This window comes from Psychrobacter sp. TS_SC_6 (assembly GCF_056156305.1).
On the sequence record NZ_CM149590.1, the window covers coordinates 1,072,067 to 1,097,322 of the forward strand.

23 protein-coding genes and 1 pseudogene are annotated in these 25,256 nt (G+C 42.1%); 12 read left to right on the forward strand and 12 right to left on the reverse strand.

Annotated elements, in window-relative coordinates; genetic code table 11:
* Window positions 1-78: 78 nt before the first annotated feature.
* The 5 genes from AC0J5Y_RS04685 to AC0J5Y_RS04705 all read right to left on the reverse strand — a co-directional run bounded on the left by AC0J5Y_RS04685 (window position 79) and on the right by AC0J5Y_RS04705 (window position 4,273).
* A protein-coding gene (locus AC0J5Y_RS04685) for an IS3 family transposase (RefSeq protein WP_475130351.1) occupies window positions 79-1,244 on the reverse strand; the annotation gives its coding sequence in 2 pieces (ribosomal slippage) (window positions 79-989 and window positions 989-1,244; 1,167 coding nt in all).
* A gap of 62 nt (window positions 1,245-1,306) precedes the next feature.
* Window positions 1,307-2,338 (reverse strand): hypothetical protein, encoded by a 1,032-nt coding sequence (locus AC0J5Y_RS04690; RefSeq protein WP_475131751.1) that lies wholly within the window; start codon window positions 2,336-2,338, stop codon window positions 1,307-1,309.
* A 6-nt stretch (window positions 2,339-2,344) separates the two neighbouring features.
* The gene (locus tag AC0J5Y_RS04695; RefSeq protein WP_475131753.1) at window positions 2,345-2,983 is read right to left on the reverse strand and encodes a site-specific integrase; all 639 of its coding nucleotides are present in this window, start codon (window positions 2,981-2,983) and stop codon (window positions 2,345-2,347) included.
* 100 nt (window positions 2,984-3,083) lie between these two features.
* Window positions 3,084-3,989 carry an IS3 family transposase gene (locus AC0J5Y_RS04700; RefSeq protein ID WP_475132084.1) on the reverse strand — a complete coding sequence of 302 codons (906 nt, stop codon included), beginning with the start codon at window positions 3,987-3,989 and terminating at the stop codon, window positions 3,084-3,086.
* Window positions 3,962-4,273, reverse strand: coding sequence for a transposase (locus tag AC0J5Y_RS04705; protein WP_475131565.1), 312 nt, complete (start codon window positions 4,271-4,273; stop codon window positions 3,962-3,964). The genes AC0J5Y_RS04700 and AC0J5Y_RS04705 overlap by 28 nt, the downstream gene beginning before the upstream one ends.
* 287 nt (window positions 4,274-4,560) lie before the next feature.
* Between AC0J5Y_RS04705 and AC0J5Y_RS04710 the strand changes: the two genes are divergently transcribed.
* Window positions 4,561-6,693, forward strand: a complete 2,133-nt coding sequence (locus AC0J5Y_RS04710; RefSeq protein ID WP_475131754.1) for a hypothetical protein — start codon at window positions 4,561-4,563, stop codon at window positions 6,691-6,693.
* Here the strand turns inward: AC0J5Y_RS04710 and AC0J5Y_RS04715 are convergent.
* Window positions 6,683-7,066, reverse strand: a pseudogene (locus AC0J5Y_RS04715) (transposase family protein); the annotation flags it as partial. The gene AC0J5Y_RS04710 and the pseudogene AC0J5Y_RS04715 sit on opposite strands and share 11 nt — an antisense overlap.
* 8 nt (window positions 7,067-7,074) lie before the next feature.
* The gene (locus AC0J5Y_RS04720; RefSeq protein ID WP_475130068.1) at window positions 7,075-7,515 is read right to left on the reverse strand and encodes a transposase family protein; all 441 of its coding nucleotides are present in this window, start codon (window positions 7,513-7,515) and stop codon (window positions 7,075-7,077) included.
* On the opposite strand from AC0J5Y_RS04720, the gene AC0J5Y_RS04725 reads away from it, so the two are divergent.
* The 5 genes from AC0J5Y_RS04725 to AC0J5Y_RS04745 all read left to right on the forward strand — a co-directional run bounded on the left by AC0J5Y_RS04725 (window position 7,509) and on the right by AC0J5Y_RS04745 (window position 12,275).
* Entirely contained in the window at window positions 7,509-7,868 is a 360-nt protein-coding gene (locus AC0J5Y_RS04725; RefSeq protein ID WP_475131755.1) for a GH-E family nuclease, read from the forward strand. The genes AC0J5Y_RS04720 and AC0J5Y_RS04725 overlap by 7 nt on opposite strands.
* Before the next feature lie 2 nt (window positions 7,869-7,870).
* Window positions 7,871-8,407: an ankyrin repeat domain-containing protein gene (locus AC0J5Y_RS04730; RefSeq protein ID WP_475131757.1), complete on the forward strand. Its 537-nt coding sequence runs from the start codon at window positions 7,871-7,873 to the stop codon at window positions 8,405-8,407.
* A 299-nt stretch (window positions 8,408-8,706) separates the two neighbouring features.
* Window positions 8,707-9,123 carry an HNH/ENDO VII family nuclease gene (locus AC0J5Y_RS04735; RefSeq protein ID WP_475131759.1) on the forward strand — a complete coding sequence of 139 codons (417 nt, stop codon included), beginning with the start codon at window positions 8,707-8,709 and terminating at the stop codon, window positions 9,121-9,123.
* Between the two features lies 1 nt (window position 9,124).
* The gene (locus AC0J5Y_RS04740) at window positions 9,125-9,571 is read left to right on the forward strand and encodes a hypothetical protein (RefSeq protein WP_475131761.1); all 447 of its coding nucleotides are present in this window, start codon (window positions 9,125-9,127) and stop codon (window positions 9,569-9,571) included.
* A 10-nt stretch (window positions 9,572-9,581) separates the two neighbouring features.
* A complete protein-coding gene (locus tag AC0J5Y_RS04745; RefSeq protein ID WP_475131762.1) occupies window positions 9,582-12,275 on the forward strand; it encodes a hemagglutinin repeat-containing protein in 2,694 nt (897 codons plus the stop codon).
* A gap of 33 nt (window positions 12,276-12,308) precedes the next feature.
* On the opposite strand, the gene AC0J5Y_RS04750 is transcribed toward AC0J5Y_RS04745, so the two are convergent.
* Window positions 12,309-13,396 (reverse strand): IS3 family transposase gene (locus AC0J5Y_RS04750; protein WP_475129904.1). Its coding sequence is split into 2 segments (ribosomal slippage): window positions 12,309-13,144 and window positions 13,144-13,396, totalling 1,089 coding nucleotides; the frame shifts between segments, so codons are not numbered across the junction.
* A 46-nt stretch (window positions 13,397-13,442) separates the two neighbouring features.
* Here AC0J5Y_RS04750 and AC0J5Y_RS04755 point away from each other — a divergent pair.
* The 3 genes from AC0J5Y_RS04755 to AC0J5Y_RS04765 all read left to right on the forward strand — a co-directional run bounded on the left by AC0J5Y_RS04755 (window position 13,443) and on the right by AC0J5Y_RS04765 (window position 16,682).
* Window positions 13,443-14,099, forward strand: coding sequence for a hypothetical protein (locus AC0J5Y_RS04755; protein WP_475131764.1), 657 nt, complete (start codon window positions 13,443-13,445; stop codon window positions 14,097-14,099).
* A 2-nt stretch (window positions 14,100-14,101) separates the two neighbouring features.
* The gene (locus AC0J5Y_RS04760) at window positions 14,102-14,617 is read left to right on the forward strand and encodes a hypothetical protein (protein ID WP_475131766.1); all 516 of its coding nucleotides are present in this window, start codon (window positions 14,102-14,104) and stop codon (window positions 14,615-14,617) included.
* 160 nt (window positions 14,618-14,777) lie between these two features.
* The gene (locus AC0J5Y_RS04765; RefSeq protein ID WP_475131767.1) at window positions 14,778-16,682 is read left to right on the forward strand and encodes a hemagglutinin repeat-containing protein; all 1,905 of its coding nucleotides are present in this window, start codon (window positions 14,778-14,780) and stop codon (window positions 16,680-16,682) included.
* On the opposite strand, the gene AC0J5Y_RS04770 is transcribed toward AC0J5Y_RS04765, so the two are convergent.
* Both AC0J5Y_RS04770 and AC0J5Y_RS04775 read right to left on the reverse strand, forming a co-directional pair.
* A protein-coding gene (locus AC0J5Y_RS04770; RefSeq protein WP_475130351.1) for an IS3 family transposase occupies window positions 16,683-17,848 on the reverse strand; the annotation gives its coding sequence in 2 pieces (ribosomal slippage) (window positions 16,683-17,593 and window positions 17,593-17,848; 1,167 coding nt in all).
* A gap of 21 nt (window positions 17,849-17,869) precedes the next feature.
* A complete protein-coding gene (locus AC0J5Y_RS04775; protein ID WP_475131769.1) occupies window positions 17,870-17,998 on the reverse strand; it encodes a hypothetical protein in 129 nt (42 codons plus the stop codon).
* A 193-nt stretch (window positions 17,999-18,191) separates the two neighbouring features.
* On the opposite strand from AC0J5Y_RS04775, the gene AC0J5Y_RS04780 reads away from it, so the two are divergent.
* From AC0J5Y_RS04780 to AC0J5Y_RS04790, 3 genes are all read left to right on the forward strand, one after another.
* Window positions 18,192-18,644: a hypothetical protein gene (locus AC0J5Y_RS04780; protein ID WP_475131771.1), complete on the forward strand. Its 453-nt coding sequence runs from the start codon at window positions 18,192-18,194 to the stop codon at window positions 18,642-18,644.
* Window positions 18,645-18,726: 82 nt separating this feature from the next.
* Window positions 18,727-19,892 (forward strand): IS3 family transposase gene (locus tag AC0J5Y_RS04785; RefSeq protein ID WP_475130351.1). Its coding sequence is split into 2 segments (ribosomal slippage): window positions 18,727-18,982 and window positions 18,982-19,892, totalling 1,167 coding nucleotides; the frame shifts between segments, so codons are not numbered across the junction.
* 336 nt (window positions 19,893-20,228) lie between these two features.
* A complete protein-coding gene (locus AC0J5Y_RS04790) occupies window positions 20,229-20,576 on the forward strand; it encodes a transposase (protein WP_475132086.1) in 348 nt (115 codons plus the stop codon).
* Between the two features lie 21 nt (window positions 20,577-20,597).
* On the opposite strand, the gene AC0J5Y_RS04795 is transcribed toward AC0J5Y_RS04790, so the two are convergent.
* Both AC0J5Y_RS04795 and AC0J5Y_RS04800 read right to left on the reverse strand, forming a co-directional pair.
* Window positions 20,598-22,271, reverse strand: coding sequence for a BCCT family transporter (locus AC0J5Y_RS04795; protein ID WP_475131773.1), 1,674 nt, complete (start codon window positions 22,269-22,271; stop codon window positions 20,598-20,600).
* Window positions 22,272-22,431: 160 nt separating this feature from the next.
* Complete coding sequence (locus AC0J5Y_RS04800; RefSeq protein WP_475131774.1) at window positions 22,432-24,939, reverse strand: CoA transferase; 2,508 nt, start codon at window positions 24,937-24,939, stop codon at window positions 22,432-22,434.
* Window positions 24,940-25,256 lie beyond the last annotated feature (317 nt).

Sequence of the window (25,256 nt, forward strand, 5' to 3'; positions counted from 1 at the left end):
TGGCTGATGATGTCTAGAGAGACTTGCTGAGTTGACCCCTGCTGTCAATCCCGTAGAACCAAACTTGGGAGATTTTAGTTACGCAGCCTGAGTGTAAAAGTCAAACCACACCTGTCTTGGCGATTTATAGCCCAAGCCCTTTTGAATCCTAGTCTGATTGTAATACAGCTCGATATATCTAATGATATCGGTAATGGCGGCAAACCTTGTTTTATAATCCTTATGATATATCAACTCATTCTTTAATGTGCCCCAGAAGCTCTCTATTGGCGCATTGTCATAACAATTGCCTTTGCCACTCATAGAGCCTGTAAAGTGATGCTGCTTGATAATCTTGTGGTACGCATGGCTACAATACTGGCTGCCTCTGTCTGAATGAACGATTAGCCCTTTGCTTGGACGTTTATTCTTGATTGCCATATTGAGTGCACGGCATACTAGATCAGCGGTCATACGTTTGTTAATGGCATAGCCGACCAGCTCTTTGGTGTATAAGTCTTTGACTCCCGCTAAATACAACCAGCCCTCGTTTGTCCAGATATAGGTAATATCACTGACCCACGCTTGGTTAGGGCGACTGGCATCAAATTGCTGATCCAGCACGTTCGGATAGACCAGTTTGTTGTGATTGGAGTCGGTGGTGACTTTAAAGCGCTTATGGCGACGGCATTTGATGCTATGTTCTTCTTTGATGCTTCTGACCATATACTGGCTAATATAATGCCCTTGCTCACTTAGATGAGCATGCAGTCGATCTACGCCATAACGTTCTTTCGTTTCACTGTGAGCGGCTCTAACCAATAGCTCAGACTGGTTGCGATGTATCTGTTGGTCGCTGATATCGCGGCTTAGCCAATCGTAGTAGCTTGAGGGCTTTACTTTCAAAACACAACACATGCAAGTGATGCTAAATATTTGCTGGTTGTCTTTAATAAAGGCATACTTCACGAGCTGTTTTTCGCGAAGTACGCCGTCGCCTTTTTTAAGATCTCGCGTTCCTCCTCAGCGATTTTAAGTTGTCGTTTGAGCTGCTTTATTTCTTGAAGAGCACTCATAAGCTCAGGATCGTATTGCTCTGTGCCGACAAGCTTGCCTTGATTGGCTTTATTGTGCCAATTAGATAAGGTTTGCATGGCGATACCAAGCTGCTTTGCGGTCGCTGAAATATTGCCATTATTATCCGCTATCTTCTTGACGGCTTCGGCTTTAAATTCTGTACTGTAGGTTCTGATTTTCTTGGTCATGGTAAACTCCTGTTGTTGTGCTTAGTTTACCAAGTTTATCTCTACGGTTTCTTCAGCATAGCTCAAGTAATGTATAAAGAGCTCTTTCTTACATTAGGAGACTCCACCCTTTCATTACCATAATTTTTTGTAGGGTAACGTACAGAAACAATGACATGATGATCATTGAAAGCAGTTAAGACTGGTTGATCTAACAGAGTATTGACTAAAGCAGCCAGTAATTCTTTATCATTAATCCCGCCAAAAGCTATTAGTGAGAATACAAGCGACGCTAAGGACTGATTTTGATCTTTACTTGCCGCCACCCAATCTGCCATCATCGCTTTAGTTATTTTATTAAAAAGCTTGCCATTTTTTACCCAGTTTTCATCAATTGATAGTGGGTTTTCCTTTACTAAAACGGGCTCACTGGGTAAAGGATAGGCATACTCTGACTGCATATAAAACGTGTTGTAGTAGCTGACAAATTTAGCCAAAACCTCCCAAGCATAGCGAAACTGAGCCATTGAAGTATAAATTTTAGAACAGACTTGATGTATCAGTTTTTTTGCTTGTTTTAAAAAAGCTTCGAAGTGCTGTTCATCAAGTGGGTGTGTCATTAATGCTAACTGAACTAAATAATCAGAATAAGTTACTTCCCATTGCTTTAGTTTAATATCGTCAGTTGGCTTGGGATTCTTTTCTAGGTAGATCTTTTTATATCTCTCTGTTGAAAGGATCTTGTAGTCGTAAAAGCTTTTATCTACATTTTTTTGATTGATTAGGTTTTGAAAGTCTTGGAATGCTTGTTTTTGGATATCGTCCCATAGAGTTTGGAAAATACTTAGTAATTCATATTCTTGATAGGTACGTTTTGATACGTCATCTTGGTTTACGCTCAATATGTTTTTATCGCCTTTTCGTTTGGTAAACCCAGCAATAATTTTAGGTGGAAAAACATTTTTATTTACGATTGAAGGGTTAATAGGCTGTTTTGTTACCTCACGAGCCTTACTTTTTTTCTTGTGTTTAGATTTCTGAGTTTGCTGCGGCTTTGCTGGTTCTTTAAGCGACTTGTTGCTATCGTCATTTGATTTATTTTTTAATGGTTTCATTTGCTATCACATTCTTAAATTCATTTGTTGTGCGATTTCCTCAAAGGTATCACGCACTTGCCAAATTTGTTGCTTGTTTACTGATGAGAATTGTCCCAATGCTTCTTGTCGGTTTTTTTCATGACCAATCACTGTGTTGATCAATATCATTGATACGTTAAGTTTTTCAAGTTGGGTACGTAAGAAGTGCCGTGTCCAATAAGAGTCCTCAAAAGGCATGTAGTCTGCTAGCAATTTTGAGATATGACTTCGCTTAATTTGAATAAGTTTATCGTAACTATCTGATAGCATATTCAGTAGGGTTAACTCATCTTGTTCTTGTTTGATCTGATGAATCATTTTATCGACCTTGGCAGTCGCATAAGGCTGATAATCGACAAGAAATAATTGGTACTTTTTTAAAATTGCCAAAAGAGTAGGGCACAACGGGATTAGTCGATAGTTCTTGACAGCCTTATTAGGTTTATCTGCAACTTCATACCAACCCACCTCTAAGTCAATATCTTTAACATTAGTCAGTCCATTATTTGGACGAGTACCAGTCAACAAACAAAACTGGATCCAAACAAGAGCGCTATACCTATTAAAGTGCTCCTCTTTATTAACGCTATCATCAACCCATACCAATAGGTTCTGTAAAAACATATTGACGTACTCTAATGTCAGGGCAAATCCAGAGCCTGTAGTGAAGTCTATTTGGGTACTTAGCGGGCTAATAAAACTATCGTCTAATTGTAGTGGTCAACTAATTTAGGACAACTGATAAGAGATTTTGTTTAAAGTAACGTCTCTCTTTTTCTGCTGGTGATAAATAATCATTGAAACGGTGCGGTCTCACGGTTTGATAGTAGCCCCAGATATAATCAATAATGGCGGACGATGCTGCATCCATATCCTCGTAACTGCTCTTTGGCATCCACTCCGTTTTAAAGCTCCTGAAGAACCTTTCAGTTGGAGCATTGTCCCAACAATTACCACGACGGCTCATACTTTGTATCATACCGTCACAACCAGCGACTGAATCAGCAAACTTCTTGCTGGTGTAATGGGTACCTTGGTCGGAATGAAACAGGACGCCACTAGGTTTAAGTCTGGTATGATACGCCATCTGCAGCGCTTTAGCAGTCAGAGCACTGTCAGGTGAGTCTGACATAGCAAAGCCGACCACACGCCGGGCATACAAATCTAAAACAACGGCTAGATAACTAAAGCCACCTTTGATACGGATATACGTTACATCACCTGTCCACACTTGATTAGGGGCAGTTGGGCTAAAATTGCGGTTCAATAGGTTCTCATGTGTTTTATGCGCGTCATCAGCATGCTTGTATTTATGTGTCTTCAATTGACAGCTTTTAAGACCCATCTGAGCCATCAGTTTACCTGCCATATAGCGGGTCAGTTTGATGCCATGCTCATTCATCATGATTGCGGCGATGCTACGTGCTCCTGCTGACTGCTTAGAGCGGTTAAATATTTGACGTATTAATGCTTTGATTTTCACAGTCTCAAGACTAACGGGCTTGTGTTGCAAGCCATAGTAATAGCTGCTCTTTATCACACCAAACAGCTTGCACAGTCGGCTTTTACTGACCCGTTTGTCTTGCTCTGCAAGCTCACTGATCAGCGATAGTCGTTTAGACTGTCCAATGCTAGCAGAGCGGAGGCCTTTTTTAAGATGTCACGCTCCATGGTCAGCCGCTTAACCTGTTTACGTAGCTCTTGGAGCTCTCGCTGCTCATCAGTTAAAGCATTGCCAGCTTTAGGTGCTTGACCATTCACTTCTTGTCGGTACTGACTCAGCCATTTCTGCAGGGTGGATTTGCCAATACCTAGTGATTCAGCAACGTCGGGTATTTTACGCTTATGGTCAGTCACTAAACTGATGGCTTCAAGTTTGAATTCTCGGGTATATTGATTGCGTTTGGTGGTCATACTATTTTCCTTTTTTGGTTTAGTATAACCTCTTAGCAGCTGTCCAATTTTATTATGCCACTACAAACCTTAATTCTGACTATAAAGGCGTTGGCGAGCAGTCAGGACTCTTCACAGGAGATGGTGGTCTTGATCTCACTGCTGGCGGTAAAACTACACTTATAGGTGGGGCGATTACCACTACCGAAGCCGCTCGTGACGCAGGACGTAATAACTATACGAGTCTTGGTGGTATAGAGACGCAAGACATCAAGAACACCACCAGCTATGAGGGTGATGCCATCCAAATGGGTGTGAGCATCGGTCAAACCGATGATAAACCGCAAGCCAGTATGAACGGTCTAGGTTATGGTGCAGATAGTGACAGTGATAGCAGTGTGACTCGTGCAGGCATCACAGGCATTGCAGGTAATAAAGACATCACCACAGACAACCGCGCAGAGTATGCAGGTATCCTTGAGAATAGCTTTGATGCCAATCGAGTCAATGAGGAGCTTGGGGCGCAGACGCAGATTACGCAGGAGTTCGGCAAGGAAGCACCGAAGGCAGTGGCTGAGTTTGCAGAGAAAAAGATGGAAGCTTATGAAACCGCTCAGAAAGCCGTCAATATGCTTAGAGAAGATCTGGAAACGACCAAAGATCCTGAAAAAATGGTTTATATCAGTGACCAATTACAACTCGCGGAACAACAGCTTAAGGAAAATGAAACGGATTATCAGAATTGGAAAGAAGGCGGTAAATATCGAGTTGCTACCCATGCTCTCGTGCTAGGTGGACTTGGTACAGGCAGTATTGAAGGCGTTCTAACCACAGGCGGCGTTGCAGCCGCTGCGCCGACTATCGGCAATCTTGAAGTCAAAATGAGAGACATGCTTATTGCCCAAGGTATGGATGCGGATACTGCTAGCAATGCCACTAAAGGGATTACCAGTCTAGCATTGGCTGGTGCAGGTATTGCTGCTGGGCTAGATACATCAAGTACGGTGACGGCTGTCAATGTCGATGCAAATAATAGACAACTGCATCCTGAAGAAGCGGCACTGATTAAACAACTGGCGCAGGACTATGCTCAAAAGAATGATATTTCTATAACAGAAGCAGAAAAACGGCTGACCAGAGGTGCTTTATATAATATTGACGCAGGATGGCAGAGCAGTATTAAAAATTATATTGACGATAAAGAAATACAGACTTATCAACAGGCTTATAACTATCTGACGAATCAAACCCGTGATATTTCAGTTTATGATTTATCAAATCAAATATCTTTAGCTAATAAACCTGTAACCGAAGTATCTGATCCCACTCTACCTAGTGCAGTCTTGGATACCATTACTGTCACTGCTGGTGAAAATGCTGTATCAGGGTTTGAAGGCCAACGCGAAGATTATTATCTAGACACTGTTGCTAATGGCTTTACTGCTACAAAAGAAGATTTTAACAATCAAAATTTATTTATGAATACAGCTTACGCAGATGAACAAACTGCGAATTTGTATGATCAGTCAGCAAATATGAAGTTTGGTGAAGATATTGGTGCTAAAGAAGCTGCCATGCTATATGGCGCAAACAATGTCGCCAATATAGCAGGTTTGATCTCAGGTACAGATAGGGCGGTTGATAATAACGTTGAGACGATCAAAACAGCAGCGAATAAATCTGCCAAAGACCATCTTAATGATGCGATAACGGCAAGCAAAAATATTGTCGAGACAGTAAAAGGTACGACAAGTAACGTGATCAATGATCCAAACGGTACTTGGGATATTGCTATAGGTAAAGCTGAGCAATTACAAGAGGGTGCCCTGACAGAGTGGAACTACCGTAAGCTGAAGAGACAGCAAGCACTACCGTATGACGTCATTTACAATGATGCTCAAATGGTTGGAGAGCTGGGTGCTGATGTTATTATGGGTGGTGCGGCTGGTCGTGGGGCAAAACTCACCAAAGAGGGTTTGGATGAGCTTGGTAACATTAATATCGATGTGACCCCAAAACCCGCTACCGTAGTAGGTACTCTTGACACGGGCGGTGCAACCACAATAACAGGTAAACCTGATGGCACTAAAAATGGCATCGGTGTCGCTGAAACTGGTGGAGCTATACTAGCGATTAGTGATGCTAAGGAAGGCGCGTACACTTACAACCCCGATGGTAGTGTGACAGGTTCAGGAAATGGTAGAGCAACCAACACAGGTAAACGTGATGGCAATGGTAATGAGATCTATCAACGAGATAGCGGTGGTTACTATTATATTGATGATAAGGGGGTTCAACGAACCACCGTATCGCCTAACGAACGTCCAGCAGCCAATACCACAGGATATAATCGTCCTTATCTAAGACAACAAACCATTCAAGATATTGAAGCAAATTACACCAAATTAGATAATAGACCTCTTGCGAAAGTCATAGGTTAAGCTCGGAATTAACGATACCAGCAAACAGCTTCATTCTAAGATCATAGCGCTGACGACGGTTGCGATATTTATGAGCCACGATTTTGAACAATTTGATTAAGCCTATTTTGTGCTCAACCATAATACGGAACTTTGCCAGATAATGATTCGCCTGTTTGCATATCTCTAATAACTGACCACCACGAGGTTTTTTAAATGGCGTGAAGGTTTGGTTATGTAGTTTTGCTATACCTTGATAACCACTATCTGCTAGATAGTTAGTATTTTCAGGTAACCAGTCAGGACAAGTATCTTTATAGAGCTTAAAATCGTGGATTGACCCTTTGCAGGTTTGCACATCAAGTATCAAGCCTGTTTGCCAATGAACGATAACCTGCGCTTTTAATGTGTGCTGTTTTTTCTTACCGCTGTAGTAGTCGCTTTGGTTTTTTTTGGACGCTCAATTGGGGTTTCGGTCGCATCAACGATGACTACCCGCCAATTGATATCGTCATCGACGCGACATGGCAGCTTTTTGGGCAGTTCAAACTTGCCTGAATCAACCAGTACGTCTTCTACTTTACGAATAATGCGGCTGGCAGAAGACTCATGAATACCAAAGTCCATACTGATGTGGTATAGCGTTCGGTATTCACGCCAATAAGTAAGGGCCAGTAATATTTGTTCCTCAAGACTAAGCGCACTGGGTCTGCCTGATTTGGTCTTAGATAATTCATGCTCTTGCATAGCATCCAGCATTTCATGAAAGGTGGCTTTATGGATGCCAGTATAGCGTTTAAAACCAGCGTCACTTTGTTTGAGTAGCTTATCTATGTTTGGCATGGTTCCTAGCCAGTTATGAATGTATTAGTTATTTTAATTCCCTCTGCTACTTTTGCAAGAGGTCTAATGGTGATTATTATGATCCTGCTAACGATATTATGATAAAAGGTCCGATTGATATTGGTCATGCTTATGGTCGTGAGCATAGACGACTTGAGCTAGCAGCAGCAGAGTTAAACATGACTCAAAAAGAGCTGAATGACTATGTTAATAGCCATCCTCAGCATTTTAGATTAGAAAATATGTCTAAAAACCGTGGTCATGCTGATGAGATGCAAGGTAAGGATATTCCACAAGAGCTAAGAGATGAAATGCAAGGTTTTCTTGATAGTAATAGAAGCAAAGGAAAATAATTATGAACGGATATAAAGAACTACGAATGAAGATTTTTAGACTTTTTAAAAAAGGTCAAATAGAAGAAGCTGTTGAATTATTTGAAGCTAATGATATGGACTATTTTGAAACCTCCCCAACTGATAAGTGGAATTGGCTACATGAGCTCTTAATGGGATTTAACTCAAAAGAACCACCGAAAAAAACTATTGAATTTTTTATAGAAAAAGGTGTTCCAATTAATGCTCAAGACAGTTATGGCATGACACCATTACACTATGCGATGCGTGGTAAAAATGCAGAAGCGGCGATTGCCTTACTAGAAGTAGGGGCAGATCCAAATATACCAAACAGAGACAACGTTATTCCCTTAGCTATGATTGGAGGAATGCCTGAAAGAGTTGATCTACTTAAGCTAATGCTTGATAAAGGAGCCAACATGCACTATAAGAATGGTGATAATGAACTAAGTATAGTAAATAGTATGAAAAAGCACCTTGGGAATCAGGAGAAATTCATACCCGTTATCCAACTCTTGGAGCAATACGCATTAAAATAGGCCTTTTATTGACTTGCACTGATATAGTTGCAAAGGGTAGCGATAAGTTGTAAAAGAGATCTAATAACAAATTTTTTAATTAAACACATAGTTATCTTAAGCAATAATAAAAATGTTCTCGACTAACTTATGATGCTTCAAGTGTCATAGGTTTTTTTATTGATGATAAGGGGGTTCAACGAACCACTGCCTCGCCCAATGTACGCCCAGCTACTAATGATGCAAAATACAACTGGCTAGATGAACAAAGAAATCCTGACCCGAATGTTCAGTCTAGCTTTAATGCTCAGAGTAAGTCATTGTCTAATAATCAATATTATAAAACAGAGACTGAGTGGCAAGCACCGGGTAAAGGGTCAGGGTTAACTTATAAAGTGTATCAGCAAGAAATTGATTTAAATGTTAAACCACTACAGGCTGATGGTGATAATTTAACTACGAATGCTGATTTAATGAAACAAGGGAGGTCACCTTTCGTATTTAAGAATGGTCAGTATGAGCAGGTTCAGCTTCATCATTCACGTCAAGATGGGCGCGGTTCTTTATTTGAAACTTCAAAATCAACCCATTTAGGGCATAATAATCAAAATGGTAGACATGCAGTACATCCTTATGGAAATGACAGTCATCCAGACTATCCAGTCAATCGTGAGGTTTTTGATAAAGATAAAGGTCAATATTGGAAAGATCGTTTAAACCAACTGCAAGGAGATTGATATGAGTTCATTCAATACAGTGGAAAAATTGTTATCTGAAAAAAATCATGCTGCACGTCTAATGCAAAAAAAAACTGAAAAGAAAGAAAGTACAGAAAATATTCTTTTAGAATATGGTGTTAAAAAGGACAGTGGTTTTTTTAAATTGTATACAAAATATTTTTTGAGATTTTTGAATAGTCGTTCTGGCGCAAGTGAAGTAGTTGATCCACTTCCTCCGCAGGGTTTTTCAGCTAAAATGGCACATGACTATTGGGACGTACCTAAGAACTATATTCTATTCAGTACAGGCGAAGGTGAAGGGGGCTATCTGTACAATATAGAAGATGATAGTGTATGGAATTTTAATATTGGTCAACTACAGCAGCTAGCCGAGGGTACATTACCGCATTGGGATAGCTTCTATGAATTTATGATTTGGTATTTGAGCGATGAAGACGATGCTTAAACTGTATTAATTGCGAAGGACTGCCGTCAACATAAACAGCAGTAATGGCACGGTTGGCATCATCGCTGATGGCACTGTCGACTTTACAGAAGGTCGTCATAAACAGAACCTCAGTAGCGCAGTTAAAACCACTGACAAAGGCTTCTTAAGTAAAACCATCACCCAATCGCGCTTTGACAGCCAAAGTGATAATGCCATCACCAGCAACATCGAAGGCGATCAAATCCTCATACAAGCGGGACAAGACATCAACTTCACAGGCACCAACGCCAGCAGTGATCGCGGCACCCAGCTCACCGCAGGTCGTGATGTCAACCTCCTAGCGGCTAAGAATACTGCTAGTGAAACCAAATTCAGTCAAACCAAAAAATCAGGACTGTTTGGCACGAATGGCGGCATCGGCTTCACCATTGGTAAGCAGCAAACCGATGACAGTAATACCAGCACCAAGCTCACCCACACCGCCAGCCAAGTGGGCGCCATCGACGGCAACGTCATCATCAATGCTGGACGCAACTACCAACAGACCGGCAGCAACCTCGTTGCCGGAATGGGTGCTGACACGGACAAAGACATCACTGACCCCAATCGAGGCAACACCGTCATCCGTGCCAAACAGATCAACATTGACAATGTCATCGACATTAAAACCAATCAAAGCGAGCAGAAGTTCAAGCAAAGCGGTCTCACTGTCTCAGTATCAAACAGCCTAGTAGATAATATCAAGAGCATCGATCGTCTCATTGACGCAGGGAGTGACACAGACAGCACGCGCATGAAAGGCATGGCAGGTGTTGCCGCCACCCTCAAGACCAAAGCACTTGCTGCCGAGGCCAATAGCGCGGCTGATGCCCTATTAAGTGGCAACCTAAAAGGCGTAGGCAACACCCGCATCCAAGCCACAATCGGCTCATCAAAAAGCCAATCAAACAGCAGCAGTGTCACCGAGGAAAACCAAGGCTCAAATATTAACACCAACAATCTTGCCCTTATCGCCACAGGGGCAGGGTCAGACAGCAATATTGATATCAATGGCAGTTATCTAACCGTCAGCAATGATGCCTTATTCCAAGCGGACAATGATTTTAACGTCAATGGTGTCGCGCAAAACAGCAACACCCGTAGTAATAACAAAAGCTCAAGTACCGCTATTGGTGGTTATGCCAGCTTTGGTCAAAACACTAGTGCAGGTATCACCGCCAGTGCGAGCCGTGCTAAAGGTTTCGCCAACAGTGACAGCACCACTTATGCCAATAGCCAAATCAACGTTGGCGGCAAGACTACCTTAGACATTGGCCGAGATGTCAATATCAAAGGCGGCGTCATTAATACAAATCGCGCTCAAGGCGCTATCGGCGGTGATGTCAACATAGAGTCATTACAAGACACCGCTACCTATGACAGCAATCAAAAGAACATGGGCTTTAGTGCTGATATCGACATCGCAGGTGGTGGCGCAGGCTCTAGTCTATCGGTCAATGGTGGCAAAACCAATCTAAATGCAGACTATCAAGCAGTCGGTGAGCAGTCAGGAATCTTCACAGGCGATGGTGGTATTGATCTTAACGCTGGCGGTAAAACCACGCTCATCGGCGGGGCGATCACTACCACCGAAGCTGCTCGTGATGCAGGACGTAACAACTATGTCAGCAAAGGTGGCATAGAGACGCAAGACATCAAGAACACCACCAGCTATGAGGGTGATGCGATCCAAGTCGGTGTCAGTGCTGGAAATACCGATAATAAACCGCAAGCAAGTATGAACGGCATTGGCTATGGCACAGATAGCGACAGTGATAGCAGTGTGACTCGTGCAGGTATCACAGGTATTGCGGGTAATAAAGACATTACGACGGACAACCGCACAGAGTATGCAGGTATCCTTGATAACAGCTTTGATGCTGGTCGAGTCAATGAGGAGCTTGACGCGCAGACGCAGATTACCCAAGCCTTTGACCAAGAACGTCGTAAGATTAAGACTGAGCTGAATCAAGAAGAGGAGAAATTACGAAACGCGGCGAAAGAAGCTTTAGAAAACGGTGACAGAGATTCTTGGGAAGCTTATAGTCAAGAAGCAGATAAAATACAACAAAAGTCTCTAATATTTGACGGTATTAGCGGTGCGTTATATGGACCAAATAGTAATGGAGCAGTAGGTTATGTTGCCAAAGCGATTAGTCCACAAGTTGCCTTTCAAATTGGTCAAGCGTTTAAAGATAATGACTATGCAAACAGCAAAAATAAAGATAATGAACTGTCAGGTGTCGGTAGCCCGCAACACTTATTAGCCCATGCCATATTAGGGGCAGCGGTGAGCGTGGCTACAGCCAACGATGCGTTAACGGGTGGGTTAGGAGCCAGTGCAGGTGAAGGTACTGCACTAATACTGTCCAAATACATATACAAAGTTGACAATCCAAGTGAATTAACGGCTGAACAAAAAGATACCATTAGCAGTATCGCAAGCTTAACCGGTGTGGCTTTCGGTGCAACTACGGGCAATGTCACGGATGCTGTGAATGCGGGTGAAACGGCGTTGGTGGCGGTTCAAGATAATGGATTAGAAAATGTATTACTTCCTCATGAAATTGATGAAATAACAAATGTATGGCGAACTGAAACTCGACCTATAACAAAAAAAGATTTTGATAAACTTGTAGAAAGCATGTCTGCTACACTAGGATTCGATGTAGAAGATGGGTAACCCTCCCAAACTTAAGACACCTAATAAATAGAATTAAGCTGCCTGATTGAGTTTCTGTATCGGTGTAAAACCGCCATTGCCCATGTTTGGGCGCTTATGATTATAATGGTATAACCAGTTTTCTGCTTGTGCGCGTACCTGCTCTAGATTATCAAACAGCTCCTGATTTAACCAATCATATCTCATGGTTCTGTTAAAGCGCTCTACATACGCATTTTGCTGTGGATTGCCAGGTTCAATATAGCTTAAGATGATGCCTTGCTGCTCAGCCCAGTCTTTGAGCGCATTGCTGATGTATTCAGGGCCGTTATCGCATCTTATCTGCACAGGTTTGCCTCGGTACTCAATAAGCTGATTAAGACTGCGTATGACCCTTTGCGCCGGTAGCGAGAAGTCGACTTCAATGGTGAGTGCCTCACGGTTGTAATCATCAATGACATTGAACAGTCTAAAGCCGCGGCCATCAGTTAAGCCGTCGTGCATAAAGTCCATGCTCCAGCTTTGGTTAATCCTATCAGGTACTGCTAATGGTATTGGTTTAGCACGTTTAATGCGACGCTTAGGCTTGATTCTAAGGTTGAGTTCAAGCTCGCAGTAGATGCGATATACCCGCTTATGGTTGTAAGGCAGTCCCATGACATTACGCAGGGTTAAAAAGCACAAGCCAAAGCCCCAGTTCTTGTTCTCATCAGTCAGTTTGATAAGTAAGTCCGCTATTTGCTGGTTCTCATCTGTTACCACCGACTTGTGATAATAACAGGTGACGCTGATGTTAAAGATGCTACAAGCCCTGCGGATACCAATACCACGATCTTCAATGTAGTGACAAACCAACCCTTTGCGCCTTTGGGGCGCTACCACTTTTTTGACATGGCATCCTGTAGAATATCGGACTTAAGACATTCATCAGCGTACATCTTTTTAAGGCGGGCATTTTCAACTTCAAGTTCTTTAAGACGGCTGATAAGTGTGGCATCCATGCCGCCATACTTTGAGCGCCAGTTATAAAAGGTACTTTGGCTGATGTTATGCTCACGGCATAGCTCGGTAATAGGGACGCCTTGTTCGGCTTGTTTTAGGATGTTGACGATTTGGTTGTCGCTAAAGCGTGTCTTTTTCATAGGATTCTCCTGCTGGTGTATTTTAGCAGTTAATCTCTATTTGTAAGTGTTCTTATTTATTGGGGGGATTACCGATGCTGCGATACATATTTTTAGACCTTTATTAGACAGTCCAGTAGGTGTTGCTGCTGGACTAACGGTCAAAATAACCAGTAGTGGTATTAAAATAACCAGTAAAAGTGGTAAAGTTACAAGTTATACTGCTAAAGAGCTTGCTCAGTTAAATGCAAGTAGAGTTGCTAGCAAAAATGTGGCTTCTGATTTGCCTGCTGTTACAACAGGCGGTGAAGTAATTAGAGGTACTCCTATCAACTCTAATGTAGTTACCTCTGGAGCAGTTGCTACAAGAATTAATGTGGCAAAAGGAAGGACTCGATATACACCAAATAGACCTAGTAAAGGCACTCCAGTCTCAGCGGGCTTTGACCATGTTATAGAAGGTCATTTTGACCGACCAATAGCCAATAGTGTATCTGTTTTTTCGATTAAACCAGCAGAGTTAAAGACTTTATTGCAGGATTCTAAAGTAGTCAAATCATTAGTGACAAAGGTTGAAGGCGGTCAGTACGTAAGAACCGTTGATACTGGTAGAATAGTTGGAACAACTAGCATTAAAGATGGTGGTAAACCTACAACTTTTATTAAAGTGTTCACAGATTCGCACGGGAATCTAATAACCACATATCCAGTATCAGGAAAGTAAAAATGATTAATATTAATAAACTAAAGTTTGAAAAATTTAAAGATGACCTGAGTATTTTATCTGAAGAGTCGTCTTCTCAACAATTACTTGACATTATTAAAAAATTTCTTATATCTAATGAGGGGGTTTTTTCAGAAAAACCGTATAGTGATTATAAGCTATTAGGTTTTTTAGATTACAACGATAATGAATATCCAATTAATTATTCATCTTTCAATAAATCTGAAATAATTGTATTCAAAAAAATTATTAATTCTTATAAGCATAATGAAGGTGAAAACATAACAAGATTTCTAAGAGATACTTTAGAGCGACTCTACTACTTTGAAGTTGATGAAACATGTAAGAATTGTGGGGCATATGGTTTAATAGCTATTACAGAGCTTAATAAAAATATAGTACAACTTGAATGCAGGCAATGTGGTTGTATTTATGATTTAGATGGGCATGTGAGTACAATCAGTGGTTTTTCTGTACCTGCTACAATTAAGAACTTGCTAAACGCTCGATTGATTTAGATAAATAGTAGCGCGTAGGCTAGGTGAAGCTTGCGAAACCCTAACAAAGTACCCAATGACAAAAAGCACGTAGATACCATGAGAAAAAGCAAGCTTAAAGGCTCAATGTTTATGCAAGGCAGCATCGAAAGGTTGCTGACTTTTTAGAACCGCCTGAGCGATGGATAGCGTCAAAGATGTCACCACCAACCAAAGCGATAGTGCAGGGTACGATCTACTAGATGGTAATCTAAAAGGCGTAGGCAACACCCGCATACAAGCCACCATCGGTAGTCAAAAGAGCCAATCGAACAGCAGCAGTGTCACCGAGGAAAACCAAGGCTCAAATATTAACACCAACAATCTTGCCCTCATCGCCACAGGGGCAGGGTCAGACAGTAATATCAACATCAATGGCAGCAACTTAGATATCAGCAATAACGCCTTATTTCAAGCCGACAACGACTTTAACGTCAATGCCGTGGCACAAAACAGCAATACCCGTAGTAATAACAAAAGCTCAAGTACCGCTATTGGTGGTTATGCCAGCTTTGGTCAAAACACTAGTGCAGGTATCACCGCCAGTGCCAGCCGTGCTAAAGGTTTCGCCAACAGTGACAGTACTACTTATGCCAATAGCCAAATCAACGTTGGCGGCACCACTACCTTTGATATCGGTAATGATGTCAATATCAAAGGCGGGGTCATTAATACAGGTCGCGCCCAAGGCGCTATCGGCGGTGATGTCACCATTGAATCGCTACAGGACACGGCTACCTACGACAGCAAACAAAAGAACATGGGCTTTAGTGCTGATATTGATATAGCAGGCGGTGGTGCAGGTTCCAGCCTATCGGTCAATGGTGGTAAGACTAACCTCACTGCTGACTATAAAGGCGTTGGTGAGCAGTCGGGCATTTTCGCCAATGAAGCTGACCTTGTTGTTGAAGGCAAAGGCACCTTCAAAGGTGGCGTGTTTGTCACCTCAGAAGAAGCCCAAGCCAATGGCACGAGTAACATTGTCTTTAAACAAGGCGTCACATCAACCGACCTTAAAAACACCACGAGCTATGAGGGCGATGCGATCTCAATTGGTCTAAGTGCAGGTAAGGAGAGAAAACCTAGCATGAGTGGGCTTGGTTATGGCACCGATAGCGACAGTGATAGCAGTATCACCAAAGGCGGGGTCAGTGGCTATAATGATAAAGAGGGCATCTTCACCACAGACAATCGTGAAGCGCTCGCTGGAAAGCTTGATGATGTGTTTGATGCAGAGAAGGTGAATGAGGAGCTAGGGGCGCAGACGCAGATTACGCAGGAGTTTGGCAAGGAAGCACCGAAGGCAGTAGGAGATTATGCGAGTAACCGTCAATTAGATCTTATTAATGAAGGTAGAGTAGATGAAGCCGATAAATGGGCAGAAGGTGGCGCTTATCGTGTTGCGCTACATACGTTAGTTGGTGCTATTGCCACAGGAAGTGTAGAAGGTGCATTGGCTAGTGGAACGACAGCAGTTTCTATTCCAGCAGTAGATAAGTATTTAGAGAAGCAAGGCGTTGATGAGACCACTCGCGGCGCACTTTTATTAGGTTTATCAGCAGCGGCTGGTGTAGTAGTAGGTGGTGATACTGCTAGTACTGCTACGAGTTTTAGTCAGACGCAGAATAATTATCTTAATCATATTCAGCTGCAACAATGGATTAATGACTTAAAAAAAGCGAAAGGAAATGGAAGACGTATAGAAGAAATTAATACTTTTTATAAAAACTTAGATAAAAAGCAACAAACCGCATTTGCTAATGATTGTGAGACAAACTATAACTACCAAAAGTGTGGAGAGCATGTAAAAAACTATTATGTTGGAAGCGGGCAGTATAAAGGCAATACACTTTTCGATCCCAAACTATATTCTCAGATAGAGAATCTAGGTGGACTCGGAAGAGGGAGTTTACGTACAGGGGTGACATTCAATAATGATCAGTTTTTAAGTCGATACTCAAGATGGGAAAGTGATGCCTCGTATAGACAAGATGGTATACTTGACCCCTGCTGTCAATCCCGTAGAACCAAACTTGGGAGATTTTAGTTACGCAGCCTGAGTGTAAAAGTCAAACCACACCTGTCTTGGCGATTTATAGCCCAAGCCCTTTTGAATCCTAGTCTGATTGTAATACAGCTCGATATATCTAATGATATCGGTAATGGCGGCAAACCTTGTTTTATAATCCTTATGATATATCAACTCATTCTTTAATGTGCCCCAGAAGCTCTCTATTGGCGCATTGTCATAACAATTGCCTTTGCCACTCATAGAGCCTGTAAAGTGATGCTGCTTGATAATCTTGTGGTACGCATGGCTACAATACTGGCTGCCTCTGTCTGAATGAACGATTAGCCCTTTGCTTGGACGTTTATTCTTGATTGCCATATTGAGTGCACGGCATACTAGATCAGCGGTCATACGTTTGTTAATGGCATAGCCGACCAGCTCTTTGGTGTATAAGTCTTTGACTCCCGCTAAATACAACCAGCCCTCGTTTGTCCAGATATAGGTAATATCACTGACCCACGCTTGGTTAGGGCGACTGGCATCAAATTGCTGATCCAGCACGTTCGGATAGACCAGTTTGTTGTGATTGGAGTCGGTGGTGACTTTAAAGCGCTTATGGCGACGGCATTTGATGCTATGTTCTTCTTTGATGCTTCTGACCATATACTGGCTAATATAATGCCCTTGCTCACTTAGATGAGCATGCAGTCGATCTACGCCATAACGTTCTTTCGTTTCACTGTGAGCGGCTCTAACCAATAGCTCAGACTGGTTGCGATGTATCTGTTGGTCGCTGATATCGCGGCTTAGCCAATCGTAGTAGCTTGAGGGCTTTACTTTCAAAACACAACACATGCAAGTGATGCTAAATATTTGCTGGTTGTCTTTAATAAAGGCATACTTCACGAGCTGTTTTTCGCGAAGTACGCCGTCGCCTTTTTTAAGATCTCGCGTTCCTCCTCAGCGATTTTAAGTTGTCGTTTGAGCTGCTTTATTTCTTGAAGAGCACTCATAAGCTCAGGATCGTATTGCTCTGTGCCGACAAGCTTGCCTTGATTGGCTTTATTGTGCCAATTAGATAAGGTTTGCATGGCGATACCAAGCTGCTTTGCGGTCGCTGAAATATTGCCATTATTATCCGCTATCTTCTTGACGGCTTCGGCTTTAAATTCTGTACTGTAGGTTCTGATTTTCTTGGTCATGGTAAACTCCTGTTGTTGTGCTTAGTTTACCAAGTTTATCTCTACGGTTTCTTCAGCATAGCTCAAATCACCAATGGATGATTCAGCTTGAGCCTGAGTAAAGCTAGCAAACAAACCTAGTAGACTAACTACCATAAAAACTTTTTTCATAATGCCTCTTCAATATTCTATATTATTTTATTTGTTGACCAATGTTGATTGTAATATACTTTTCGGCGATTCAACTTTTATTAATGGAATAAAGTTATCAAAAGAATCGAACGTTTTAGTGAGGTTACTGGTATAGTCATCCTTCACAATTTAGTAGACTATAGTTTAGGAGATGTATTTAATGCAGCTAACAATGAAACTTTTATTATTTCCTTTGGCTTTGCTCGCCTTCAATGCAAATGCTGCCAACACTAATTTTAATCACAAAGGTATACAAAAAGGAGCTGTCTCCGAGTCTTGTTATCGCGAGCCTTGTAGTGTGGGTAAAGTAATGAAGTTTGATATTCTGAAGAAGACTCCTCAAACCACATCAATAAAGTTAAAGCTTGTTGGTGGTAGTAGGAACTATAATTCAAAGAAAATAACATGGGATAGTGATTTCCATGACGTCTACGTGACTTGCTCTATTAAAAAACCTACCGTACGAATGGATGATCAAATCACTATCGTACCTATTAATCCAGAAGGAGCAATTTCAGGGGTATTGATATCAGACGCTGAGTTATATTTGCATACTTGCCATAATTATAAAGGCGATATTAGCGGAGCAGCTAAAAAATATGGTTATAACGTAAAAGAGTTTTAAAAATATCTGTAGTGTAGTGAGCTATGCTGAAGAAACCGTAGAGATAAACTTGGTAAACTAAGCACAACAACAGGAGTTTACCATGACCAAGAAAATCAGAACCTACAGTACAGAATTTAAAGCCGAAGCCGTCAAGAAGATAGCGGATAATAATGGCAATATTTCAGCGACCGCAAAGCAGCTTGGTATCGCCATGCAAACCTTATCTAATTGGCACAATAAAGCCAATCAAGGCAAGCTTGTCGGCACAGAGCAATACGATCCTGAGCTTATGAGTGCTCTTCAAGAAATAAAGCAGCTCAAACGACAACTTAAAATCGCTGAGGAGGAACGCGAGATCTTAAAAAAGGCGACGGCGTACTTCGCGAAAAACAGCTCGTGAAGTATGCCTTTATTAAAGACAACCAGCAAATATTTAGCATCACTTGCATGTGTTGTGTTTTGAAAGTAAAGCCCTCAAGCTACTACGATTGGCTAAGCCGCGATATCAGCGACCAACAGATACATCGCAACCAGTCTGAGCTATTGGTTAGAGCCGCTCACAGTGAAACGAAAGAACGTTATGGCGTAGATCGACTGCATGCTCATCTAAGTGAGCAAGGGCATTATATTAGCCAGTATATGGTCAGAAGCATCAAAGAAGAACATAGCATCAAATGCCGTCGCCATAAGCGCTTTAAAGTCACCACCGACTCCAATCACAACAAACTGGTCTATCCGAACGTGCTGGATCAGCAATTTGATGCCAGTCGCCCTAACCAAGCGTGGGTCAGTGATATTACCTATATCTGGACAAACGAGGGCTGGTTGTATTTAGCGGGAGTCAAAGACTTATACACCAAAGAGCTGGTCGGCTATGCCATTAACAAACGTATGACCGCTGATCTAGTATGCCGTGCACTCAATATGGCAATCAAGAATAAACGTCCAAGCAAAGGGCTAATCGTTCATTCAGACAGAGGCAGCCAGTATTGTAGCCATGCGTACCACAAGATTATCAAGCAGCATCACTTTACAGGCTCTATGAGTGGCAAAGGCAATTGTTATGACAATGCGCCAATAGAGAGCTTCTGGGGCACATTAAAGAATGAGTTGATATATCATAAGGATTATAAAACAAGGTTTGCCGCCATTACCGATATCATTAGATATATCGAGCTGTATTACAATCAGACTAGGATTCAAAAGGGCTTGGGCTATAAGTCGCCAAGACAGGTGTGGTTTGACTTTTACACTCAGGCTGCGTAACTAAAATCTCCCAAGTTTGGTTCTACGGGATTGACAGCAGGGGTCATAGTCATTTAACTTGAACTAGCCTTAAAACTTCAAGTAGAGTTTTTTAGCTATCTCTATTTGAGATAACACACGGCAAGCAATGAAAGCATTTGCTTGCCGTGCTTATTTATTATCAAATAAAAGTTAACCTCGATTTTAGTATTACCCACTCCGCGATACTTTCTATTTCCCTTGTACAATTAATATAATAGAATTCAAAAGGAATGACATCTGGAGACCATCCCAGATTCTGTGTAACTGCCATTTAGATTAAAGGCTTACGATGCTGATGCCCGTGTCATTGAACCGATTAAAGCCGTACAAGGCAATGCGGTTATACCGTCCAAGTGTCATCGGTTGCAGCCAAGAGCCTTCGATAAAGAGGTATATAAAGCGCGACACTTAATTGAGAGCTTCTTTGCCAAGATCAAGCAATACCATGCGATTGCTACTTGCTATGACAAGTTAGCCTGTCATTTCTTGAGTGCTATTCATCTGGTTTCTTGTGTTATTTGGCTTAATAGAAAATACCTGCCTAAAGGCTGTGACTGTAGACAAGTATTTGATATTGAAATACAAACTATTGAAGGCAGATTTAACAACATATCAAGAGTACTTAATGAGCTCTTAACACACACTAAGCACTCTATCATTTAGCGTTGCGCTTAATGTGTGTATCTAAGTGATGGTGTCTTTGAGTGATAGCTCATCGACCGGATTTATCGTATCTATCCTAGCCGGACTGGTATCATAAAGAATGGCTTTGACCAGCGATATCCCCATTAGTACCATCACAAAACTAAATGGTAAGGCACCAATAACCATCGCCATTTTAATCGCACCCAATCCTCCGCTTATAAGAAGAACCCCAACAACCAATGCTAATATCACACCCCAAAAGATAATATGTGGGTGGCCTTTTGGACCTTCGTTACCACCTGAATTGATGGTATTGATAACTAGAATTGCCGAATCTAAAGTAGTAACTAAGTAGGTTAATAGTAAGACCAGAACTAAAATTGCCATTATCCAAGCAAAACCTGGAGACAATATCACATCAAGCATTGCCAATAATTGAGATTCTTGGCCTACACCTGAAATAGCATCACCAGCTATACCATTAAGCGTTAAATCAATCGCGGTTCCGCCCACCATTGAAAACCAAATAAAACACATCAGAGCAGGTAGGATAACGGTACCGAATAAATAAGTCCGAATACTACGACCACGTGAAATACGAGCAAAGAAAACACCAACAAAGGGACCAAAAGCAATCCACCATGCCCAATAAAACACCGACCAGTCTTTTTGCCATGTGGCAAGTGTGTCACCGACTACCGTATCATCTGGCTGCCAAACCGTAAATAGCAGTTGAGGAAGCGCGACGACATAGTCAAACAGACCTAAGAAAAAAGATTGTAAACCAAAGAATGTCGAACCAAATATTAAGAAAAAGGCAAACAGAACAAGACTTAACCCCATGTTGATATTAGACAGCCATTTCACCCCTTTACCAAGCCCAGAAAGCGCAGATAGGGTTGCTATTCCAACGATAACGATCAGTGCAACAATAATAGCTGCCGTTGACGACGTGCCATCAGCATTCATTAACCAATCGCCCAAACCAACACGGTACATACTAGAAACGAATTGCTCAACCCCAAACCCTAATGTCTGCGCAACGCCCAAAATAGTTGCGATAACGGCAACTATATCGATGGTATTACCGAGCTTACCTGATAATTTTTGGCCAAATAATGGTGCAAGACCTGAACGAATGGTCAGAGGTAGTTTACGTCGAAAAGAAAAATACGCCATCGATAATCCGACTAAGGAATAGCAAATCCATGCGCTGAATCCCCAATGTAGAAAAGCCCATTTATAGGCGTACCGTACATTGTCGGCACCAGAGCCTGTTGCCATACCTTTAATGACTTCAGGGTTATTGGCAAAGTGATACATCGGCTCTGCGGTCGCAAAAGTCAACATACCAACACCGATACCTGCGCCGAAAATCATCGAAAACCATGAAAAGTTGGAGAACTCAGGCTTATCCCCTTTATCCCCTAAAATTAACTTTCCATAGCGCGGCACAACGGCCAGAATCAACGCTAAAATCAAGAAAAAGGCGACGCATAAGATATACCATGTCGAAAAATGATTGAGTAAGAAGGTATTGATTGAACCTAATATAGTCGTTGAATTATCAGGAAAGATGACTGCCCAAACAATGAGCAGACCCAGTAAGATTTTAGCGGTAATCGTAACGTCTTTATTAAACCCCTCATAAAAGCCTTTTGTGGCCACTTTAATCGGCAATTTAGTTAAAGGTTTTCTACTGTTATGTCTCATATCTAATCCTTTAGATGGTCTTGCTTTTGTTTAAATGAGCATCAAGTTGCACAATCCTTCGAGCAACTTAATCCCTATTATTCAGGGCGTGTCATCAGCCAGCCGCCAACCAACTTCCATCACTGTCAGCCTTGCACTCTAAATGATGACACTGCCTAATTTAACTTGGTAAAAACTCTTGACTCCAACTATCACTCAAATCGCCACTGGCAATACTGGCATCAATTTCTGATTCGCTATAGCCAAGTTCTAGCATGATTTGACGGGTTGATTGTCCAAATTTTTCAGGTCGAGAAAGTGCGTATACAACGCTGTTCGATGGACGAACAGCATAAGGATCAAGCTGTGTCACTGTGTGACCACTTGGATGATCTTCATAAATTGAAAATGAATAACTACCACGATCGGTACCTGGTGTGCCATCTGCTATGTGACTGTATTCAGCACGTAAAGCATTAATATCCGCACAAACCACAGCAGCAATATCAGCAGCTTGCAGACGTTCTACCCAGTCATGAGCAGGCGCTTTTTGAAAAATATTAGACAAGAATGCCGCACGCTCACTTTTGTCCAGCTCACTGAAACCTTCTAAGTCCTCAACATTTTCGAAGTTTTTTACATCGACTTCATACGCGTTTAATAACAAGTAGTTCCCTGAAGAGGTATAGTAAAAGCGTGTCAACTCATCATGGCCGTTGGTTTCACGACCTGAGGGCTCATTGAATAACCCGCGTTTGTCAAAATCATAACAATAGGGAATTTGTAGCAGGGCGCTATTGGCGACTAATGACGTACGGCCACGTCCAATACGGCCTGTACGGTATTTTTGATATAGCGCCACACCAATGCTCATGGCGCCGCCAAAGCCGCACATGACATCAATGGTACCAACGTGTGCGTGTTCTTCAGGCGTGTCCATAGCGCCACCGCAACGCAACATGATGCCAGTAGAAGCCTGCACCACATCGTCATAGCCTATAAAATCACTACTCGGACCCTTACGGACACCACTAAAACAATCAAGTTTGCAAAATATAGCGTCAGGATTTAAGGCTTTTAAGCCGTCAGTATCCAATCCCATTTTTTTGATTTGTGTGTCTGTCGCATTCCAAACAATAACGTCAACGGAACGAACCAGCTTCTCAAACACTTCTCGTCCTTTACCCTTGCTAATATCAGCAAGTATGGAGCGTTTACCGACCATTTGAGACATACCATAAATGACAGTATTCCAGCTGTCGTACAATGGCGAGGCAGAATCAAGCTTGATAACTTCTGCACCAAAACGCGCCAAATAACAGGCAGAATGTGGGCCTGCAATGACATTACAAAGATCAAGTACCTTAATGCCTTCTAACCAACCGCTTTTTTCATCAACATTATTAATCGAAGGTAGCTTGGTTTTGATAGCTTTTAATTTTTTTAATGCACCATCAAAGTCGATAGGTTGCGGCGCTTTCGGTTGTAACATTAATTCGCCACATTCTTCTAACCAAACAATTGGGCCTGGCTGAATCATCTTGCCATAAGTGGGGTCATCAACTTCGATCATGAGTCCTGTCGTTTCAGCATGATCATCATGGATCCACTCTTGTAGCCAACGCTGCGGCGCACCAGGTATACCGCGTTTCCCAAAAATCTTCTGCCACTCTTTTGAAGTACGTAATAAAAACGCCACTTTCATTTTCTCAGCAATACGATCTGCCCAATATTTTGGCATGGGATAAACCCCAAGCGATGTATCAGACGTCCACTGACTTGAAGGTAAATAAGTGTCTTCCTCTTCAGTCAATCCTTCTTCAACTAATTCGTCGTATAACCCCAATACTTGCAAACAACGCTTGGCGTGATGTTTGTGGCTGGGGCATACCACGTAAAACATACGGCCATCTTTACACATATAACTGCGGTAAAAAGGATCTAGCAATTCTTGCAACGATTCGTAGTCCATATTCATTGGAATACCTTCAACGCGGCGACGTTGAATTTCAACTTCACGTTGGGTCAAATAGCGTTCAGGTAGGTTTTCGATATCGATTGAGTTGTAACAAAGGCCCTCCATCACAGCCGCAGCAAGCGGGACTTCGATAGCATCCCCAAGTCCAGTATTTTCACGTGCTTGTAGTGCAAAAACGACTGAAGAACCTGCCAGCATTGCGCCATAAGCAGAGGGCAGTGGTAGGGGTGAGAACGAGGGATTGATGCCCATGAGTACACGGTTTAAACCCATGTCAGTAAACACGCCCGAGCTCGCCGCTACAATGCTTTCATAGGCACGTAACTCACGACGATTCTCATCATTTGACGCAAATCCAGGGATTGACAGCGTGATCAGCTGCGGACGCTCTTTTCGTAGCGCGACCAGATCTAATCCCATTTCTGCCATTTTTCCAGGGCGAAAGCCTTCGATAACGATGTCACTTTCTAAAATTAATTGCTTAGCTTGTGCTAGTCCTTCATTAGTCTTAAGATCGAGTGTTAACATCAATTTATTGCGATTTAATACAGCATTAGCTGGACTGTGCCACTTTGGGCCTGACGGTGGGTCTATATGAATCACGGTTGCGCCTAAGTCGCCAAGCATCATGCCAACAGCAGGACCGGCAATGTATTGACCAAAATCGATGACTTTGACACCGATGAGTGGTAATTCAAAAGTTTCTCGCATAGTTATCTATCCTTAGAATTTTATGGTACGACTATGAAAAATTAGAATTTAATGAGAGGCGATAGCATAGACATAAGCCGCTATCAAACGGGTTAGCTATCAAACCATCAAGCTATGTATAGTCACTCCTCTATAAATTGGATACGGTGTCAGTCTCGTTTAGCCTACTACTTGTAGTACTTTCACTCGGCTTCCTTGTATGCAAATTATATTGAACCGGCTATAGTTATAAATTTAGGTGACTATAAAATTAAGTAGCTATAAAGTTCAGTCAGAGCGCTTGCTGGCCGTCCACTAATGGAGAGGGGCAGAAGCAA

Bases quoted from the DNA above. Each gene is read 5' to 3' on its own strand.
- AC0J5Y_RS04800 (WP_475131774.1), bottom strand. From the start codon at position 24,939: ATGCGAGAAACTTTTGAATTACCACTCATCGGTGTCAAAGTCATCGAT.
- AC0J5Y_RS04740 (WP_475131761.1), top strand. From the start codon at position 9,125: ATGAGTTCATTCAATACAGTGGAAAAATTGTTATCTGAAAAAAATCAT.
- AC0J5Y_RS04780 (WP_475131771.1), top strand. From the start codon at position 18,192: ATGAAACTTTTATTATTTCCTTTGGCTTTGCTCGCCTTCAATGCAAAT.
- AC0J5Y_RS04760 (WP_475131766.1), top strand. From the start codon at position 14,102: ATGATTAATATTAATAAACTAAAGTTTGAAAAATTTAAAGATGACCTG.
- AC0J5Y_RS04705 (WP_475131565.1), bottom strand. From the start codon at position 4,273: ATGACCACCAAACGCAATCAATATACCCGAGAATTCAAACTTGAAGCC.
- AC0J5Y_RS04695 (WP_475131753.1), bottom strand. From the start codon at position 2,983: ATGTTTTTACAGAACCTATTGGTATGGGTTGATGATAGCGTTAATAAA.
- AC0J5Y_RS04690 (WP_475131751.1), bottom strand. From the start codon at position 2,338: ATGAAACCATTAAAAAATAAATCAAATGACGATAGCAACAAGTCGCTT.
- AC0J5Y_RS04765 (WP_475131767.1), top strand. From the start codon at position 14,778: ATGGATAGCGTCAAAGATGTCACCACCAACCAAAGCGATAGTGCAGGG.
- AC0J5Y_RS04775 (WP_475131769.1), bottom strand. From the start codon at position 17,998: ATGAAAAAAGTTTTTATGGTAGTTAGTCTACTAGGTTTGTTTGCTAGC.
- AC0J5Y_RS04795 (WP_475131773.1), bottom strand. From the start codon at position 22,271: ATGAGACATAACAGTAGAAAACCTTTAACTAAATTGCCGATTAAAGTG.
- AC0J5Y_RS04710 (WP_475131754.1), top strand. From the start codon at position 4,561: ATGGGTGTGAGCATCGGTCAAACCGATGATAAACCGCAAGCCAGTATG.
- AC0J5Y_RS04730 (WP_475131757.1), top strand. From the start codon at position 7,871: ATGAACGGATATAAAGAACTACGAATGAAGATTTTTAGACTTTTTAAA.
- AC0J5Y_RS04720 (WP_475130068.1), bottom strand. From the start codon at position 7,515: ATGCCAAACATAGATAAGCTACTCAAACAAAGTGACGCTGGTTTTAAA.